The organism is Pseudomonas sp. AC252, assembly GCF_979258105.1.
This window is the reverse complement of record NZ_OZ409837.1, coordinates 96,724-114,090: the sequence shown is the minus strand read 5'-3', so window position 1 is coordinate 114,090 and position 17,367 is coordinate 96,724. Positions and strand designations below refer to the sequence as shown.

The window sequence follows — 17,367 nt, the reverse complement described above, 5'->3', positions numbered from 1 at the left end:
TCAGACGCTGCTCGACAATGGGCAAACCGTGCTTTAGTCCAGCGCTGGCTGCGCAAAAGCCTTGCGCAGGTTGTCGTGGGAGAACTCTTCGGCGTGCTCCTCGACCCATTGCAGGGCCAGCGCCTGAATATCCTGCAGGTCGTCGTGGGTGTCCTGCATGCGCGAATAGCGTTCGATCTGACACACCTGCTCACCCATTCGCGCGCTGAACAGGGTCTGTTCGTCAGTAAAAGCGATGCCCACCAGATAGCCTTTTTTGCGGCGCAGACACCAGGCCACATAGCCCGGATAACAAAAGTCGGCATTCAGCGTTGGCATGCGTACTTGCAACGCAGTGCCATGACGCCAGGCGCGGTGGTAATTGCAAGCGATGCCGCCGAGGCTGATAGTGTGCAGCTGTTGTCTGGAAATGCATTCAGGCTTGAGTAACGTCAATTCAACCGGCACTTCGTCCGGATGAGGAATGAAACGTCCCATGAGCACAGACTCCCTGTGTCGGCCATCTGACATTGTTTCCCCCAGTATAGTGGTCGAATCCGAGCTGACCGACTTCGACGCCGACCAGCGGCTGCTGGCGATGCGCGGGGTTTCTCTGGTTATCTTCACCAGCGTCGGCTGCGCCAGTTGTCGCTATGCCCGTGAGGTGTTGCCGGGCATGCCGCTGGCGATCGATCGGCTGTGCTGGATCGACGCCGGCAACAACGGCGGCCTGGTCGAGCGTTATCAGGTGTTTCATCTGCCGGCGCTGTTTGTAGTGCGCGACGGCGAGTTCTTTGGTGCGGTGCACGCTCGCCTGACGGTTGATGAACTCAGCCAGGCAGTGGCGCAGGCGCTGGGTCGAATTGCAGAGGAGTTGCCATGAGCGAGACAGTCAGTAAACCGGTGGTGGGGATTATCGGCACCGGTGCAATCGGCGGGTTCTACGGTGTGATGCTGGCGCGCGCCGGCTTCGACGTGCACTTTTTATTGCGCAGCGAATTTTCCGCCGTGGCAGAGCGCGGTCTGCAGATCAACAGTGCGGTGCATGGGCCGTTGACGCTGCATCCGGCGAATGCCTATTGCGCTGCCGAAGACATGCCGCCCTGTGACTGGCTGCTGGTCGGCACCAAAACCACCAGCAACGCCGGGCTGGCGCCAGCGATCATTCAGGCCGCCAAACCTGACGCCAAAGTGCTGTTGCTGCAAAACGGTCTGGATGTCGAAGACAGCCTGCGGCCACTGTTGCCGGATTCGCTGCATCTGCTCGGTGGTCTGTGTCTGATCTGCGTGCATCGCGAAGGGCCGGGGCAGATCACCCATCAGGCCCTTGGCGCGGTCAATGTCGGTTATCACAGCGGCTCGGCCATCGATGAAGTGGCACGCATGGCGATTGTCGAGGAGGGCGCCGGGCTGTTCCGTGCCGCCGGCATTGATTCGCAGGCTATGGCCAACCTGCATCAGGCGCGCTGGCAGAAACTGGTGTGGAATATTCCCTACAACGGACTCTCGGTATTGCTCAGCGCTGGAACGGAAGCGTTGATGGCCGATGCCGACAGCCGCCTGTCGATCCAGGCATTGATGGCCGAAGTGGTGCAGGGTGCCAAGGCCAGCGGATACGAAACCCCGCCCGGTTATGCCGAGTACCTGTTCACCATGACGGAAAAAATGCCCGACTATTGGCCGAGCATGTACCACGACTTTGCACACAAACGCCCGCTGGAACTGGAAGCGATCTACGCCCGGCCACTGGCGGCGGCGAAAGCGGCGGGGTGCGAGTTGCCGCGCATCGAGGCGTTGTATCGTCATTTGGGTTTTATTGACCGACGCAATACCTGAGTCGGTTGTTCTGGGGGAAGGCATGGCCAATAACATCGATGACAAACTGGTGCTGGCGATTTCCTCGCGCGCCTTGTTCGACCTGAGCGAAAGCCACAAGGTCTACCTGTCGAGCGGCGTCGAAGCCTATCGGCAATATCAGATCGAGCATGAAGACGAAATCCTCGCGCCGGGCGATGCGTTCCCGCTGGTGGAAAAACTCCTGAGCCTGAACAGTCGCCTCGGCCGCGCGCGGGTCGAGGTCATCCTGGTTTCGCGCAACAGCGCCGACACCGGGCTGCGCGTGTTCAACTCGATTCATCACTATGGGCTGGCGATTTCCCGGGCGGCGTTCGTCGGCGGGCGCAGTCCGTATCCCTATCTGAAAGCGTTTGGCTGCGACCTGTTTCTTTCGACCCACGCCGAAGACGTGCGTGCGGCGCTGGACGCCGGGTTCGCTGCGGCAACGATTCTCTCCGGTGGCGCCAGCCGCGCCGCCAGTGATGAATTGCGCATCGCCTTTGACGGTGACGCGGTGATTTTTTCCGACGAGTCCGAGCGCGTTTATCAGTCCGGCGGCCTGGAAGCGTTTCAGGCCAAGGAACGCGAGTCGGCACGCGAGCCGTTACGTGGCGGGCCGTTCAAAGGCTTCCTCGCCGCGCTGAATCTTTTGCAGCGCGAGTTTCCCGATGACGATTGCCCGATCCGCACGGCGCTGGTCACTGCGCGTTCGGCACCGGCCCATGAGCGGGTCATCCGTACCTTGCGCGAATGGGATATTCGTCTCGATGAATCGCTGTTTCTCGGTGGCCTGACGAAATCGGCGTTCCTCGAAGCCTTCGCCGCTGACGTGTTCTTCGATGACCAGACCGGCCATTGCGAGCTGGCCCGCGAGGTGGTTGCTACCGGCCACGTGCCCCATGGCATCAGCAACGAACCGTCGATCTAGAGCCTTTTCATACAGGACGTTGCGTCGCACGTCGTACTCGCCAAGGCACTGCTAAGCTGAATCAATCTCCGCCATCGTTGGCTTGCGAGGAGGTCCCGATGATTCGCTCAATGCTGTATGCCACCGACCTCGGTCTGTACGCACCGTTCGTGATGCAGCATGCCCTGGCATTGGCGCGCACTTTCAATGCCGATCTGTATGTAGTGCACGCGGTGGAGCCCATGGGCCTGTTTGCCGAGTCGGTGTTGCAGAGCTATCTCGACGAACAGGCATTGAACGAATTTCATAGCCAGGGTCTGAAAACAGTCATCGCCAATATCGAACAACGGGTGCTCGACAGCTTTCGTGAGGAGCTGGGGGACGACGGCGAACAGGACTTGCAGCGCATTCGCGCGGTGCGCGTGCTGCAGGGCGATCCGTCGCAGGTGATTCTCGAACAGGTGCACAAGCTCTCGGTCGATCTGCTGATCGTCGGCAGTCACAGCCATGGTGTCGGTGCGGAAACGCCGTTAGGGCGCACGGCGGCGCGGGTTCTGCAATTGGCCAAGGTGCCGGTTTATCTGGTGCCTTTGATGGAGCGCCGGCGGCGTGAGGATCGCTGAAGCAGGAATAATGGCGTTTTGATAAAAAAGTTCTAGATTTATTCTCCGAACCATTAATATAGTTATATACCGTCGCTGATGCCCGTGGCGTCTACCTGCTTTGAGGGATTGATATGAAGCTTCAACAACTGCGCTACATCTGGGAAGTGGCGCACCACGACCTCAACGTTTCCGCTACCGCCCAAAGCCTGTACACCTCGCAACCGGGTATCAGTAAACAGATCCGCCTGCTGGAAGATGAACTGGGCGTCGAAGTCTTCGCCCGCAGCGGCAAGCACCTGACCCGCGTTACTCCAGCCGGCGAGCGCATCATCACCACCGCCGGTGAAATCCTGCGCAAGGTTGAAAGCATCAAGCAGATTGCCCAGGAATTCTCCAACGAGAAAAAGGGCACCCTGTCGATCGCTACCACCCACACCCAGGCGCGTTATGCGCTGCCACCGGTGATCAGCAATTTCATCAAGCAATACCCGGACGTGGCCCTGCACATGCATCAGGGCTCGCCGATGCAGATCGCCGAAATGGCCGCTGACGGCACCGTCGATTTCGCCATTGCCACTGAAGCGCTGGAGCTGTTCGGTGATCTGGTGATGATGCCGTGCTACCGCTGGAACCGCTGCGTGGTCGTACCCCACGGCCACCCGCTGACCAAGCTGCCGAAGCTGACCCTCGAAGCGCTGGCCGAATACCCGATCGTTACTTACGTGTTCGGTTTCACCGGCCGCTCCAAGCTCGACGAAGCCTTCAGCCATCGCGGCCTGACGCCGAAAGTGGTGTTCACCGCTGCTGACGCCGACGTGATCAAAACCTACGTGCGCCTGGGTCTGGGCGTAGGCATCGTCGCTAAAATGGCCGTCGATACCAAACTCGATAACGACCTGGTGGTGCTGGATGCCAGCGAGCTGTTCGAGTCGAGCATCACCAAGATCGGTTTCCGTCGCGGCACTTTCCTGCGTGGCTTCATGTGCGACTTCATCGAGAAATTCGCGCCGCACCTGACCCGTGAAGTCATGGCCAAGGCCATTCAATGCCACAACAAGCAAGAGCTGGAAGAGCTGTTCGACGGTGTCGAACTGCCCGTTCACTAAGCACCCGCTTCAGAGCACCTCGGTGACAGCGAACTGTTGCCGGGTGCCCGCCACCAGAATCTCCACCTCATCGCCCTCGAACTTGCCCAGCAGACTTTTGCCCAGCGGCGAGCGCGGGGTGATGACGGTGACCGGCTGACCGACCACGTCGACTTTCAGCCCTGCCGCATCCGGCGCCAGAAACAGCCATTGCTCGCGACCCTTTTCGTCCTCCAGACCGAGCAGGGCGCCGACTTCGATGCCGCGATTTTCATCGTAGGCACGCAACGTCAGGTTCTGGCACAGCGCCAGTGACTGACGAATCTCCTCAACCCGTTTCGCCTGACCCGCCGCCAGATACGACGCTTCCAGCCCCAGCGTGTCGTACTTGTTTTCGGCGATGTTTTCTTCGTGGGTCGCGGTTTCGTAAGCGGTTTGCGCGGCGCGTTCGGCGATGTCGAGGTCGATGCGCAGCTTGTCGAGAATCAATTGGTGGACGCTGTGTTTGTTCATGATCAATCGCAGAATTGCAAAACGTTGGCGCGGCTCTTTTCGGTCGGCGCGGTCTGGTCCTGTTGCAGCCAGAACTGGCATTTCGGATTGGACGCATTGCGCGAATTGGCGCGCGCCTGATCCAGTCGGGCTTGCTGTTCATTCTTGCGCAAGTTTTCTTCGTACTGTTGGAACAGCGGACTTTGCGGCGGAATGTCCGGCTGAACCTGCACGGGCGCCACAGCCGGGGGATTGACGCGCTGCTGCACCGCTTGCGCGACAGGGGCCAGTTGCTCGGCAAAGATAAAGCGCGAAAGCAGCCAGCAGGTCAGCGCAATGGCGAGGAAGCCCAGCCACAGGCCCAGGGCAATGCTGCCGGTCAGATGCAGCGCGCTAAGCTGAACAGGCAAGGGACGACGGGGATTGGGACGGTAGGGCATGGCGGCCTCCTGGCGGATGGTTGCGGGCAAGCGGCGATTGTCGCACGAAGATTAATCGCCGTCGGCTCTTCTGCGCGAACGCATTTATGCGGACAATCGAGGTTTTTTGCCAACGGGAGAACGGCATGCCTGAAGCGAAACCGCGCTGGGATATTTTCTGCACCGTGGTCGATAACTTCGGTGACATCGGCGTGACCTGGCGCCTGGCCCGGCAGCTGGTGGCCGAGCATGCCTTGCCGGTGCGCCTGTGGGTGGATGATCTGCGCGCGTTCGAGCGCATTTGCCCAGAGATCGATATCGATCTTGCGCAGCAGTGGCAGCAGGGTGTCGAGGTGCGTCAGTGGCCGAGCGAATGGCTGCACGCCGAGGCGGCCGACGTAGTCATCGCCGCCTTCGCCTGTCAGTTGCCCACTGATTACATGGACAGCATGGCTGCGCGGGAAACGCCGCCGCTGTGGCTCAACCTCGATTATCTCAGCGCCGAAGACTGGGTTACCGGCTGCCACGGCTTGCCGTCGGTGAAATACAAAACGGTGCAGAAGTTCTTTTTCTTTCCAGGTTTCAAGCCGGGCACCGGTGGCTTGCTGCGTGAGCGCGGACTGCTCGAACAGCGTTGGCAGTTTCAGCAGGATCGGCCGGCGCAGCGACATTTCCTGCAAGGCCTGGGCATTGATCCTGCGCCCGACGCGCAATTGATCTCGCTGTTCGCTTATGAAAACGCGGGGTTGGCCAGTTGGCTCGATGTGCTGGCGACCGACGCGCAGCCGACTCACCTGCTGGTGCCGGAAGGGCGGATTCTCGGCGATGTGGAGCGCTGGCTGGACGTGGAAACCCTGACGGTCGGCGCGATTCACGTGCGCGAGTCACTGACCGTGCAAGTGCTGCCGTTTGTCCGTCAGGATCAGTACGACCATCTGCTGTGGTGCTGCGATTTCAATGCGGTGCGCGGTGAAGACTCATTCGTTCGCGCGCAATGGGCGGGGCGGCCGATGCTCTGGCACATCTATCAGCAGGACGATGACATCCATCTGGACAAGCTCGATGCTTTTCTCGCGCTCTACACTCACGGCCTTTCGCCCGCCTCGGCGCAGGCGATGAACGGTCTGTGGCGAGCGTGGAGCGCCGGGCAACCGATCGGCGAGCACTGGCTGGCGGCGCGAAATCATTGGCCAGAGCTCGAGGAAAACGCCGAGGCATGGTGTCTGGAACAGGCCTTGCAGGCGGATCTTGCCACGGCGCTGGTACAGTTTTACCTAAATTGGATATGATACGCGGCCTAGATTTTTGTAAATCCCATCCAAATTCGGATATTCGCAATGAAAACTGGTAAAGAACTCAAACCCGGTACCGTGATCCGTATCGACAACGATCCTTGGCTGGTTCAGAAAGCTGAATTCACCAAGTCGGGCCGTAACAGCGCGATCATGAAGACCAAGCTGAAGAACCTGCTGACCGGTTACAAGACCGAAACCGTTTACGGTGCGGACGACAAACTGGACGACGTGATCCTGGATCGTAAAGAAGCCACCCTGTCGTTCATCAGCGGTGACACTTACACGTTCATGGACACCACTGACTACACCATGTACGAGCTGAACGCCGAAGACATCGAAAGCGTTCTGCCTTTCGTTGAAGAAGGCATGACCGACGTATGCGAAGCCGTGTTCTTCGAAGAGCGTCTGGTTTCCGTAGAACTGCCGACCACCATCGTACGTCAGGTTGACTACACCGAAGGCTCCGCTCGCGGTGACACTTCCGGCAAGGTGATGAAGCCTGCCAAACTGAAGAACGGTACCGAGCTGTCGGTTGCCGACTTCATCGAAATCGGCGACATGATCGAGATCGATACCCGCGAAGGCGGTTCCTACAAAGGCCGTGCGAAATAAGCACTGCTTTTTGCGGAAAGAAAAAACCCGACCATTGAGTCGGGTTTTTTTGTGCCTGTGGCAAACACTCGGAACCCTGTGGGAGCGAGCCTGCTCGCGAATGCGGTGTGTCATTCAATGAAGCGCTGTCTGACGGGACGCTTTCGCGAGCAGGCTCGCTCCCACAATGGGACTGTGATTACTTCAAGTGTTGCTTCAGCTCTTCAGAAGCCTGCAACATCGCCGACCGCACCGCCGGCACCTGGCTGACCACGTTGAGCAAACCGTAATCGTGAATCATGCCGTTGTAGCGCACCGACGTTACCGGAACCCCGGCCTCGTCGAGTTTGCGTGCGTAAGCTTCACCTTCATCACGCAGCACGTCGGCGCTGGCAGTCTGCACCAGTGCAGGCGGCAGGCCTTTGAGCTGTGCGGTGGTGGCGCGCAGCGGTGAGGCATAGATCTCGTTGCGCTGCTTGGCGTCGGTGGTGTAGTTGTCCCAGAACCACTTCATCATGTTGCGGGTGAGGAAGTGCCCTTCGGCGTACTGGTTGTACGAACCGGTGTCGAAGTTGGCATCGGTCACCGGCCACAGCAGCACCTGGAATTTGATCGCCGGAGTGCCCTTGTCCTTGGCCATCAGCGCAACCACTGCGGCCATGTTGCCGCCGACGCTGTTGCCGGCCACGGCCAGGCGCTTGCCGTCGACATTGATCTCTTTGCCATGTTCCGCCACCCACTTGGTCGCGGCATAGGCCTGGTTGATCGCCACCGGATAATGCGCTTCCGGCGAAGGCGTGTAGTTGACGAACACCGCCGCCGCTCCCGAACCGACCACCAGATCGCGCACCAGACGTTCGTGAGTCGGGAAGTCCCCCAGCACCCAGCCGCCGCCGTGGAAGAACATGAACACCGGCAGCTCACCCTTGACCCCGGCCGGCCGGACAATGGTCAGGCTCAGCGGTTGACCATCGACCTGCACCGTTTTCTCGCTGACATCGGCTTTGGGCAGCGTCAGTTTGACCCCGGACTGCGCGCCGACCAGCACGGCGCGGGCATCCTTGGGCGACAGCTGCTCGATCGGCTTGCCGCTGCCTGAATTCAGCGCATCGAGGAATGCCTGGGTGTTCTGTTCGACATCACCGGCGAAAGCGCTGTGTACCGAGAGGGCGAGAAGGGTACCGGTCAAGACTTTGCTGAAAGTGTTCATGTTCATTTTTCCTTGTTCGGGCCGGGGGCTTGAGTGATTACACAGTCACGTGCAGACGGACATCGACGTTGCCACGGGTGGCGTTGGAGTACGGGCAGACCTGGTGAGCGGCGTCGACCAGCGACTGCGCGTCGGATTGTTCCAGACCCGGCAGGCTGATGTGCAAATCGATGTCCAGACCGAAACCGCCAGGGATCTGGCCGATGCCGACATGGGCGGTAATCGACGCGTCGTCAGGAATCTTGCGCTTGGTCTGGCTGGCTACGAATTTCAGTGCGCCGATGAAGCAGGCCGAGTAACCGGCAGCGAACAGTTGCTCAGGGTTGGTCGCCGCGCCGCCAGCACCGCCGAGTTCTTTCGGGGTGGCCAGTTTGACGTCGAGTACGTTGTCGCTAGAGATTGCACGACCGTCACGGCCGCCAGTGGAAGTTGCGATTGCGGTGTAGAGAGTTTGCATGGTGTGAGCCTCATTGGTAGTGGTTTTGTGCGCTAATTGTTTGCGCGCTAAGTAGGTGTGAAGAGAATGTATAGCGCTAATGTTTAGCGCGCAAGATAAATTTTTAATAAAAAGCACGTTTTGCTCAATGGCTAAGCCTGGAAGGGGGACGCAAGGCTTGATTTAGACGGCTTGGCGAGGAAATACAGGCGTGAAAAATATTTTTTGTTGGCGCCGAAATCAGTGTGGGAGCGGGCTTGCCCGCGAAGACGGAGTGTCAGTCAAAATGATGTCGGCTGACAGGTCGCCATCGCGGGCAAGCCCGCTCCCACAGGGACAGTGTTGTGCTCGGAAATGAGGATCAGGTCAGGCTATCTTGCAGATGTCCGCGCAGCGCTTGCAGCTCGGCCTGCAACTTCTGCAAACGTTCGAGGGTGAAACCACTGGCGCCAAGAATGCACTGTGGCACGGTCTGCGCCTTGTCGCGCAAGGCGCGGCCCGCTGCGGTCAGCTCGACAATCACCACCCGCTCATCTTCGCGACTGCGGGTGCGGCTGAGCAGGCCTTCGGCTTCCAGGCGTTTGAGCAATGGCGTCAGCGATCCCGGATCGGTCAGCAGGCGTGCGCTGATTTCTCCGACAGTCAAACCGTCCTTCTCCCACAAAACCATCATCGCCAGATACTGCGGATAGGTCAGGCCCAGCGCCTGCAACAGCGGCTTGTAGACCTTGGTCATCATCAGCGAGGTTGAGTGCAGGGCGAAGCACGCCTGATTGTCGAGCAGCAGGTCGTCGCAGTTGTCGCGTTCGGAAGTCATGTCAAAGCCTTGATCGTTGATCGTTTTTTAATCTAGCGCTCGAATCTTTAATGCGCCAGATAAATATGCCCGGCGACAGTGCCGGGCGAATTGTCGTTGCAGCGCAAGATCCCACGGCGGCACCGGGCTGAAGCGGGTTTTCAGGTATTCCAGCAACAGACGACTGCGCGAATGGACCTGCTGTTCCATGCGCAGCGCGTAAATGCCGGTGGACTCCGGCGGCGGCAGGCCATTTTCACAAAACAGCGGCACCAGTTCGCCACGCAGCAAGTAGTCGCTGGCCAGCCAGGTCGGCAGGTGTGCGACGCCCAGACCCGCCGCCGCGCCACACGCCAGGGCTTCGGCATTGTTGGCGCTCAGGCGCACCCGCGATGGCCGGTGCAGTTGCATTTGCCCGTCGACTTCGAATTTCCAGGCGAAGGGCGGAGCAAGGCCTTCCCAGTCGAGCCCGTCGTGTTCGCTCAATTGCACTGGGGACTCGGGCACGCCGCGCTGCTTGAGGTAGTCAGGGCTGGCGCAGGCGACGCGGACCATACTCGCCAGTGGCGTGGCAACCAGGCGCGAATCGGCCAACTGCCCGGTACGCAGCACCAGATCGACCTTGCCCAGGCTGCTGCCGGCCATGTCGCTGAAGCTGTCGATCAGGTGCATCTGCACATCCAGTCCAGGGTACAGCAAGAGAAAGTCGGCAATCACCGGTGCCAGATGCCGCCGCCCGAAGGCTGCTGGCGCATCGATGCGGATTAGCCCTTCCGGTGCGCTACTCAACGACACCGCCTCGGCGCGTGCCAGTTGCAACTCGGCGATGATCCGTCGCGCTCGTTCGGCAAAGGCCAGTCCGGCCGAAGTCGGTAGCACGGCATGGGTGCTACGCACGAACAGCTGGCTGCCGACGGCACTTTCCAGGCTGTCGATGCGCCGCGCCACGGCAGAAGGTGTCAGCGGATGACGGCGCGAAGCGGCAGAAAAGCTGCCACTCTCCAGCACATCGAGAAAGAGACCGAGCTGATCGGTCAATTGATTGGGGTTCATGGGAAACCACGCTTGTGCAGAATCGGCATAGCCATTGTGCGTTGCTGTGCGTTTCCCTGCTAGGCGTGAATGCGTAGCATTGGCCACCTGTCGTTAGAGGATTACCGTTGTGATGGATTTTCTGTTGTACCTGCTGTTCGGCGCTGCCCTTGGCACATTGGGCGGGATCTTTGGCATTGGCGGTGGCTTGATTGCGATTCCGTTGCTTGGCGTGTGGTTTGGGCTTGATCAGCAGATCGCCCAAGGCACGGCGTTGGTGATGGTGGTACCGAACGTGATGCTCGCGCTGTGGCGTTATCACCAGCGCAATCGCATCGAGTTGCGCCATGCGCTGCCGCTGGCAGTGATGGGTTTCTGCTTTGCCTGGCTTGGTTCGATCTGGGCGGTGGGCATAGACGCGCAAACCATGCGCATCGGTTTTGTCGCCTTTCTGGTGGCGCTATCGGCCTACAACCTGTTGAAGATGTTCGGTCCGCGCCCAGCGCCGACTGCCGAGATGCGCTATTCGTGGCCGTGGCTGGGCGTGCTCGGCGCCGCGTCGGGAACCATGGGCGGCTTGTTCGGCGTCGGCGGCGCAGTGGTCGCCACGCCAGTGCTGACCAGCCTGTTCGGCACCACGCAAGTGGTCGCTCAGGGCTTGTCATTGGCGCTGGCCTTGCCGAGCACCGGGGTGACGCTGGTGACTTACGCGGTGCACCACGAAGTCGATTGGATGATCGGCCTGCCTCTGGCGGTCGGAGGTCTGCTCAGCATCAGTTGGGGCGTGAAAGTGGCCCACGCCATGCCGGAAAAAATTCTGCGTGGGCTGTTCTGCGGGTTCCTGGTGCTGTGTGCGGTGATGCTCGCGTTTAAAGTTTGAAGCCCTCGACGATGTGCTCGGCCAGGCACTCGGTGATCGGCGACGGGTTGTTCAGATTGCGGATCAGCATGATGCTCGCCTCGGGCAACAGCGGCAGATCTTCGGCGGCGCCAAGGATGCGCATGTCCGGGGTGATCAGGCTTTCCAGTTGCGCGGTGATCGCTAGCCCTGCGCTGACCACGGCCATCAGCGCCGACAGGCTGCTGCTGTTGTAGGCGATGCGGTAATCGCGGCCCATCGCGTCCAGCGCATTGCACGCCCACAAACGGCAGAAACAATCACTGTTGAACATCGCCAGGGGCAGCGGCGTCTGTTCGTGGGCGCTGAAGTTCTGCGCCTCGGCCCAGACAAAACGCTCCTTGCGCAGCAACTGGCCAATCTCGTTGCCCGGTTCACGGGTGACGATCGACAAGTCCAGATCGGTGCGTTGCAGCAGCTGTTTGCTTGACTCGCAATGCACCTCGATCTGGATCAGCGGATAGAACTGCGCAAAGCGCGACAGGATCCCCGGCAGAAAACGCATCACGTAATCATCCGGAGTACCGATGCGCACGGTGCCGACCATGTGCGGCTCGCGCAGGGTGTTGAACACCTCACTGTGCAGTTTGAGGATGCGCCGCGCGTAACCGAGCAGCACCTGGCCTTCAGCTGTCAGCCGCACCTGACGTCCATCGCGCTCGAACAGTTGGCGCTGCAACACATCCTCTTCCAAGCGTTTCATCTGCATGCTCACCGCCGACTGGGTGCGGTTGACCATCTCGCCCGCACGGGTGAAACCGCCCTGATCGGCAATCGCGACGAAGGTGCGCAAGACATCGGTATCAATACTGGGGTAGGCGGACAATTGATGAATCTCCGTGATGCATGCCATCAGAAACATTCGTTGGATTGATCTTAGCGCCGGCGCGAGACTTGAGCCATCCATAAAAGGAGGCAAGACGATGAAAGGTCAAAGAGAGTATGCAAGCGAAGAACAGCTGTCCGGCCACGGCCATATCGTGTCCGATCTGCTGCACAAATTCAGCCGTTGGTATGAGCTGCATCGTGAACGGGAAATGCTCGCCGGTCTGAGCGATGAGGCGCTGAAGGACATCGGCATCAGCCGCGCCGATGTCGAGCACGAAACCGTGCGGCCGTTCTGGGACGACCCGATGCATAAATGATGAGGCTATCGCTACACAAACCCCTTTCAGGTGAGGTAGGTTGCGAGCAGACATGGAGGAATAAATGCCCGCGACAGTGTCCTTTTCCCTCAAACAGGCGCGACGTCTGGCGCTGGCCGCCCAAGGGTTCAACGGGCGCCAGCTGCCGACCGTCAATGCCAGTCATCTCAACCGGCTGATCGAACGGCTGGGCCTGCTGCAAATCGATTCCGTCAATGCCGTGGTGCGCTCGCACTACCTGCCGCTGTTTTCCCGTCTCGGTTCCTATCCTTCCGACTTGCTCGACCAGGCTGCCTGGAGTTCGGGGCGGCGGCGCACGCTGTTCGAATATTGGGGTCACGAAGCGTCGCTGCTGCCGCTGTCGATGTACCCATTGCTCGGCTGGCGCATGCAGCGGGCCAGACGAGGCGAGGACATCTACAGGCAACTGGCAAAGTTCGGTCGCGAACAACAGGAAACCATCCGCCGCGTGCTGACTGCGGTTGAGGAGCGGGGCGCGCTCGGCGCCGGCAGTCTGTCGACCCGCGAAGACAAGGCCGGGCCATGGTGGGACTGGAGTGCCGAGAAACATGCGCTGGAATGGTTGTTCGCCGCCGGTGAGGTCACAGTAGCGGGGCGACGCGGTTTCGAGCGCTTGTACGATTTGCCCGAGCGAGTGATTCCGGCAGCGATTCTGCAGCAGCCCCAACCGGACGAGGCCGAGGCGCAACGCGGTTTGCTGCTGCATGCGGCGCAAGCATTGGGTATTGGTACGGAAAAAGACCTGCGCGATTATTTCCGTCTGAGCCCTGCGGATGCGCGGCCGCGTCTGGCTGAGTTGGTTGAGGCGGGGCAATTGCAGATGTGCGAAGTCGCCGACTGGCGGCAGATCGCCTATTGCCTGCCGGAGCCCAAAGTGCCGCGCAAGGTCATTGCCAGCGCGCTGCTGTCGCCGTTCGACTCGCTGATCTGGGAACGCAGCCGCACCGAGCGCCTGTTCGATTTTCGCTATCGTCTGGAAATCTACACACCGCAGCCCAAGCGGGTTTACGGCTATTACGTGCTGCCGTTTTTGCACAACGAGCGGATCGCCGCGCGGGTTGATCTGCGTGCCGAACGGGCAGCAGGGCAGTTGGCGGTGCATGCGGTTCACGAGGAAGAGCCGGGGCTGGATGAAGAGGGGATGTCGGCGCTGGCGCTGAATTTGCGGCGGATGGCGGGTTGGCTGGGGCTTGAGCGGGTGCAGTTGAATTGTCAGCGCGAGAGTGCGGCTCGGCTTGGGATGGCAATGGCGCAGATCGGGTGCGACTGAGCTGACGCCATCGCTGGCAAGCCAGACTCCCACAGGTTCTGTGCCGGATACATAAATTGCATACGACACGAACCCTGTGGGAGCGGGCTTGCCCGCGAAGAGGCCAGTTCAGGCAATAAAGAACGCCAACCTCATCGCCGAACCTGCTTCAACGTCTCGGCAATCAAAAACGCCAATTCCAGCGACTGATCGGCATTCATCCGCGGATCGCAGTGGGTGTGATAACGGTCGGACAAGCCATCCTCGGTAATCGGTCGGGCGCCGCCGATGCACTCGGTGACGTTCTGCCCGGTCATCTCGATGTGAATGCCGCCGGCATAACTGCCTTCCGCTTCGTGCACCTGGAAGAACTGCTTCACCTCGCCAAGAATCTGCGCGAAGTCACGGGTCTTGTAGCCGCTGCTGGCCTTGATGGTGTTGCCGTGCATCGGGTCGGAGCTCCACAGCACCTGCTTGCCTTCGCGCTGGACCGCGCGGATCAGTGCCGGCAGATGATCGCCGACCTTGTTCGCGCCCATCCGCGCGATCAGATTCAAGCGGCCCGGATCGTTGTCCGGGTTGAGCACGTCGATCAGGCGAATCAGATCATCGGGATTCATGCTCGGGCCGACCTTGACGCCGATCGGGTTGTTCACCCCGCGCAGGAATTCGACGTGCGCGCCGTCCAGCTGGCGGGTGCGGTCGCCGATCCACAGCATGTGCGCCGAGCAATCGTAGTAATCGTTGGTCAGGCTGTCGCGGCGCACGAAGGCTTCTTCGTAGTTCAGCAGCAACGCTTCGTGGGCGGTGAAGAAACTGGTTTCGCGCAGTTGCGGCGAGCTGTCCATGCCGCAGGCGCGCATGAACGCTAGGGTTTCATCGATGCGGTCGGCGAGGTGGCTGTACTTCTCGGCCAGCGCCGAGTTGGCGATGAAATCCAGGTTCCACTTGTGCACCTGATGCAGGTCGGCAAAACCGCCCTGAGCGAAAGCGCGCAACAGGTTCAGGGTCGCCGTGGACTGATGATAGGACTGCAGCAAACGCTCCGGATCCGGCACGCGGCTCTTTACGTCGAAGCCGATGCCGTTGACGATGTCGCCACGGTAGGCCGGCAGGGTCACGCCGCCGATGGTTTCGTCGTTGGCCGAACGCGGCTTGGCGAACTGGCCGGCCATGCGCCCGACCTTGACCACCGGGCAGCCAGCGGCGAAGGTCATGACGATTGCCATCTGCAGCAACACTTTAAAGGTGTCGCGGATCTTCGCGGCGGAGAATTCGGCGAAGCTTTCCGCGCAATCGCCGCCCTGCAACAGGAACGCGCGGCCCTGGGTGACTTCGGCAAACTGGCGGCGCAGTTCGCGCGCTTCGCCGGCGAACACCAGCGGCGGATAGCTGGCCAGAGTCTGCTCGACCTGGCGCAGGTGCGCGGCGTCGGGGTATTGCGGTTGTTGCTGGATCGGCAGGGCGCGCCAGCTGTCAGGGCTCCACGGTTGGCTCATCACGGTCTCGAAGTTCGTACGCAGGGGAGCGCCATGTTAGCAGCAATTAGTGCGTGACCTGCTCCCGCCCCATCGCCGACAATCGCCGCTTTGCCACGGCGCCACAGCGGTGCCATCGCGTCACCGCGCCCGGTGACCATCAGGAGACGAAATGACTGAGGAGCGCGTCGAGCATCTGCTCGCCGAAGTACAGGATGAGTTCGGCGTGATTCGCGTGCTGGAAGTGGCCGATTACCGCTTTCTCGAGTTCGGCGATGCGATCGAGCAGAGCTGCGTGTTCACCGCCGATCCGAGCTGGCTGGAGTACGACTATACCCGCGCCATGCTGATCGGCGCGCTGTGCCACGAGCAGCCGGAGAGCGCACTGTTTCTCGGTTTGGGGGCGGGCACGCTGACCCAGGCTTGCCTGAAGTTTCTGCCGCTGGAAGACGTCGAAGCCATCGAACTGCGCCCGGACGTGCCGCGTCTGGCCATCGAATATCTCGGCCTGGACGATGATCCGCGTTTGTACATCCGCGTCGGCGATGCGCTGGAATTGCTGCCGACTGCCGAGCCGGCGGATCTGATTTTCGTCGACCTCTATACCGATGTCGGCCCCGGTGTCGGGCATCTGGCGTGGAGTTTTCTCGGCGATTGTCAGAAGCGCTTGAATCCGGGCGGCTGGCTGGTGATCAACCAGTGGGCCACCGACGACGGAAAACCGCTGGGCGCGGCGTTGTTGCGTGGCCTCTATCACCGGCACTACTGGGAGTTGCCGGTGAAGGAGGGCAACGTGATTCTGATTGTCCCGGCCGATCTCGATCAGGCACTGGACATGCAGGCGCTGACCCAACGGGCCGAAGCACTGGCGCCGCGGTTGGGGTATTCGTTGCAATCGTTGATCAACGCGATTCGCCCGGCGACCTGAGCCGGCAGTACCGCCCCCTTCGCTGGCAAGCCAGCCCCCACAGGATTCGCGCCGTACGTAAAACGTGTGGACGACTCGGTCATTGTGGGAGCGGGCTTGCCCGCGAAGGCGTCCTGATAGTCACATATCTTTCAGATCCCTTTGAAAACCCCAGGCCGCCGTTCCACCAACGACCGCACCCCCTCCCGGGCATCCTCAGTGGCGAGCAACTTCTTCACCAGCGCCGGTAACGCCTGCGCCGCCGCTGTCTCACCCTCATAACGCGCCTGTCTCGCTGACATCAAGGTCGCCTGCACGCCCAGCGGCGCCTGCCGGGCAATCCGTTCGGCCAGTTCGATCGCTCGGGGCAGCAAGTCTTCGCTGGCCATCACTTCCTGGACCAAGCCCAGATGCAACGCATCGTGGGCATCGAACTCATCGCCAGTGAGCAACCAGCGCATCGCATTGCCCCAGCCGGCGATCTGCTGGAAACGTAAAGTCGCACCGCCGAAAGGAAAGATCCCACGCTGCACTTCCATCTGCGCGAAGCGGGTATTGCTCGCGCACAGGTTGATGTCTGCCGCCAGCATCAGCTCGATGCCGATGGTCAGGCAGTAACCCTGCGCGGCGACGATGACCGGTTTGCTCACCCGTGGGCCGACGAAAACACCCCGGGGATCGCACCCGCCGCTTGGAACCTGCCAGCCTTCGGCCAGTGCTGCACTGGCGTTGACCAGATCGAGCCCGGCGGTGAAGTGTTCGCCGTGGCCAAACACCACCGCCACTCGCGCTTCGCGGTCAGCTTCGAATTCGCCGTAGGCCAGGCTCAGATCATTGAGCAGGTCGATATCGAAAGCGTTGCGCTTGGCCGCCCGATCAAGGCCGATCAGGTGCACGTGGCCACGACGTTCTCGGCTGACGCGGCCGGCGCAGGGCTGATTCATGGCTAAATCCTCAAGCGGGAAGGGCGAAGGCGCGGCGCTTTG

Annotated in this window: 21 protein-coding genes; 11 read left to right on the top strand and 10 right to left on the bottom strand. The window is 60.7% G+C overall.

The window, feature by feature from the left end:
- Window positions 1-33: 33 nt before the first annotated feature.
- The gene (locus ACZZZ4_RS00525; RefSeq protein WP_463547025.1) at window positions 34-477 is read right to left on the bottom strand and encodes a PilZ domain-containing protein; all 444 of its coding nucleotides are present in this window, start codon (window positions 475-477) and stop codon (window positions 34-36) included.
- On the opposite strand from ACZZZ4_RS00525, the gene ACZZZ4_RS00520 reads away from it, so the two are divergent.
- The 5 genes from ACZZZ4_RS00520 to cysB all read left to right on the top strand — a co-directional run bounded on the left by ACZZZ4_RS00520 (window position 476) and on the right by cysB (window position 4,433).
- Window positions 476-862 (top strand): thioredoxin family protein, encoded by a 387-nt coding sequence (locus ACZZZ4_RS00520; protein WP_463547024.1) that lies wholly within the window; start codon window positions 476-478, stop codon window positions 860-862. The genes ACZZZ4_RS00525 and ACZZZ4_RS00520 overlap by 2 nt on opposite strands.
- The gene (locus ACZZZ4_RS00515) at window positions 859-1,815 is read left to right on the top strand and encodes a putative 2-dehydropantoate 2-reductase (RefSeq protein ID WP_463547023.1); all 957 of its coding nucleotides are present in this window, start codon (window positions 859-861) and stop codon (window positions 1,813-1,815) included. Before ACZZZ4_RS00520 ends, ACZZZ4_RS00515 begins: the two co-directional genes overlap by 4 nt.
- 22 nt (window positions 1,816-1,837) lie before the next feature.
- The gene (locus ACZZZ4_RS00510) at window positions 1,838-2,743 is read left to right on the top strand and encodes a 5'-nucleotidase (protein ID WP_039759920.1); all 906 of its coding nucleotides are present in this window, start codon (window positions 1,838-1,840) and stop codon (window positions 2,741-2,743) included.
- Between the two features lie 98 nt (window positions 2,744-2,841).
- Complete coding sequence (locus ACZZZ4_RS00505) at window positions 2,842-3,345, top strand: universal stress protein (protein ID WP_039759918.1); 504 nt, start codon at window positions 2,842-2,844, stop codon at window positions 3,343-3,345.
- Between the two features lie 113 nt (window positions 3,346-3,458).
- Window positions 3,459-4,433, top strand: a complete 975-nt coding sequence (gene cysB, locus ACZZZ4_RS00500; RefSeq protein WP_016770873.1) for an HTH-type transcriptional regulator CysB — start codon at window positions 3,459-3,461, stop codon at window positions 4,431-4,433.
- 9 nt (window positions 4,434-4,442) lie between these two features.
- On the opposite strand, the gene ACZZZ4_RS00495 is transcribed toward cysB, so the two are convergent.
- Both ACZZZ4_RS00495 and ACZZZ4_RS00490 read right to left on the bottom strand, forming a co-directional pair.
- Window positions 4,443-4,925 (bottom strand): GreA/GreB family elongation factor, encoded by a 483-nt coding sequence (locus ACZZZ4_RS00495; protein WP_071173126.1) that lies wholly within the window; start codon window positions 4,923-4,925, stop codon window positions 4,443-4,445.
- Window positions 4,926-4,927: 2 nt separating this feature from the next.
- Window positions 4,928-5,344 (bottom strand): hypothetical protein, encoded by a 417-nt coding sequence (locus ACZZZ4_RS00490; protein WP_415761880.1) that lies wholly within the window; start codon window positions 5,342-5,344, stop codon window positions 4,928-4,930.
- Window positions 5,345-5,469: 125 nt separating this feature from the next.
- Between ACZZZ4_RS00490 and earP the strand changes: the two genes are divergently transcribed.
- Together earP and ACZZZ4_RS00480 are read left to right on the top strand one after the other, a co-directional pair.
- Window positions 5,470-6,612, top strand: coding sequence for an elongation factor P maturation arginine rhamnosyltransferase EarP (gene earP / locus ACZZZ4_RS00485; protein WP_463547022.1), 1,143 nt, complete (start codon window positions 5,470-5,472; stop codon window positions 6,610-6,612).
- 48 nt (window positions 6,613-6,660) lie between these two features.
- Window positions 6,661-7,230, top strand: a complete 570-nt coding sequence (locus ACZZZ4_RS00480) for an elongation factor P (RefSeq protein WP_003226785.1) — start codon at window positions 6,661-6,663, stop codon at window positions 7,228-7,230.
- Window positions 7,231-7,408: 178 nt separating this feature from the next.
- Here ACZZZ4_RS00480 and ACZZZ4_RS00475 read toward each other — a convergent pair whose 3' ends face one another.
- The 4 genes from ACZZZ4_RS00475 to ACZZZ4_RS00460 all read right to left on the bottom strand — a co-directional run bounded on the left by ACZZZ4_RS00475 (window position 7,409) and on the right by ACZZZ4_RS00460 (window position 10,704).
- Window positions 7,409-8,419 (bottom strand): alpha/beta hydrolase, encoded by a 1,011-nt coding sequence (locus ACZZZ4_RS00475; RefSeq protein ID WP_463547021.1) that lies wholly within the window; start codon window positions 8,417-8,419, stop codon window positions 7,409-7,411.
- 37 nt (window positions 8,420-8,456) lie between these two features.
- Window positions 8,457-8,876, bottom strand: a complete 420-nt coding sequence (locus ACZZZ4_RS00470; protein WP_463547020.1) for an organic hydroperoxide resistance protein — start codon at window positions 8,874-8,876, stop codon at window positions 8,457-8,459.
- A 340-nt stretch (window positions 8,877-9,216) separates the two neighbouring features.
- The gene (locus tag ACZZZ4_RS00465) at window positions 9,217-9,672 is read right to left on the bottom strand and encodes a MarR family winged helix-turn-helix transcriptional regulator (RefSeq protein ID WP_129997308.1); all 456 of its coding nucleotides are present in this window, start codon (window positions 9,670-9,672) and stop codon (window positions 9,217-9,219) included.
- Between the two features lie 27 nt (window positions 9,673-9,699).
- Window positions 9,700-10,704: a LysR family transcriptional regulator gene (locus tag ACZZZ4_RS00460; protein ID WP_463547019.1), complete on the bottom strand. Its 1,005-nt coding sequence runs from the start codon at window positions 10,702-10,704 to the stop codon at window positions 9,700-9,702.
- A gap of 112 nt (window positions 10,705-10,816) precedes the next feature.
- Between ACZZZ4_RS00460 and ACZZZ4_RS00455 the strand changes: the two genes are divergently transcribed.
- Window positions 10,817-11,563 (top strand): sulfite exporter TauE/SafE family protein, encoded by a 747-nt coding sequence (locus tag ACZZZ4_RS00455; RefSeq protein ID WP_434766278.1) that lies wholly within the window; start codon window positions 10,817-10,819, stop codon window positions 11,561-11,563.
- Here the strand turns inward: ACZZZ4_RS00455 and ACZZZ4_RS00450 are convergent.
- A complete protein-coding gene (locus ACZZZ4_RS00450) occupies window positions 11,553-12,407 on the bottom strand; it encodes a LysR substrate-binding domain-containing protein (protein WP_172667885.1) in 855 nt (284 codons plus the stop codon). The genes ACZZZ4_RS00455 and ACZZZ4_RS00450 overlap by 11 nt on opposite strands.
- A 97-nt stretch (window positions 12,408-12,504) precedes the next feature.
- Between ACZZZ4_RS00450 and ACZZZ4_RS00445 the strand changes: the two genes are divergently transcribed.
- A complete protein-coding gene (locus tag ACZZZ4_RS00445; protein ID WP_024013770.1) occupies window positions 12,505-12,726 on the top strand; it encodes a DUF1127 domain-containing protein in 222 nt (73 codons plus the stop codon).
- A gap of 64 nt (window positions 12,727-12,790) precedes the next feature.
- Window positions 12,791-14,017, top strand: a complete 1,227-nt coding sequence (locus ACZZZ4_RS00440) for a winged helix-turn-helix domain-containing protein (protein ID WP_463547018.1) — start codon at window positions 12,791-12,793, stop codon at window positions 14,015-14,017.
- A 131-nt stretch (window positions 14,018-14,148) separates the two neighbouring features.
- Here ACZZZ4_RS00440 and ACZZZ4_RS00435 read toward each other — a convergent pair whose 3' ends face one another.
- On the bottom strand, window positions 14,149-15,495 hold the full coding sequence (locus ACZZZ4_RS00435; RefSeq protein WP_129997307.1) for a class II 3-deoxy-7-phosphoheptulonate synthase: 1,347 nt from the start codon (window positions 15,493-15,495) through the stop codon (window positions 14,149-14,151).
- Window positions 15,496-15,646: 151 nt separating this feature from the next.
- On the opposite strand from ACZZZ4_RS00435, the gene ACZZZ4_RS00430 reads away from it, so the two are divergent.
- Window positions 15,647-16,402 (top strand): spermidine synthase, encoded by a 756-nt coding sequence (locus ACZZZ4_RS00430; protein WP_130911595.1) that lies wholly within the window; start codon window positions 15,647-15,649, stop codon window positions 16,400-16,402.
- Window positions 16,403-16,533: 131 nt separating this feature from the next.
- Here the strand turns inward: ACZZZ4_RS00430 and ACZZZ4_RS00425 are convergent, their stop codons facing one another.
- The gene (locus ACZZZ4_RS00425) at window positions 16,534-17,325 is read right to left on the bottom strand and encodes a crotonase/enoyl-CoA hydratase family protein (protein ID WP_463547017.1); all 792 of its coding nucleotides are present in this window, start codon (window positions 17,323-17,325) and stop codon (window positions 16,534-16,536) included.
- Window positions 17,326-17,367 lie beyond the last annotated feature (42 nt).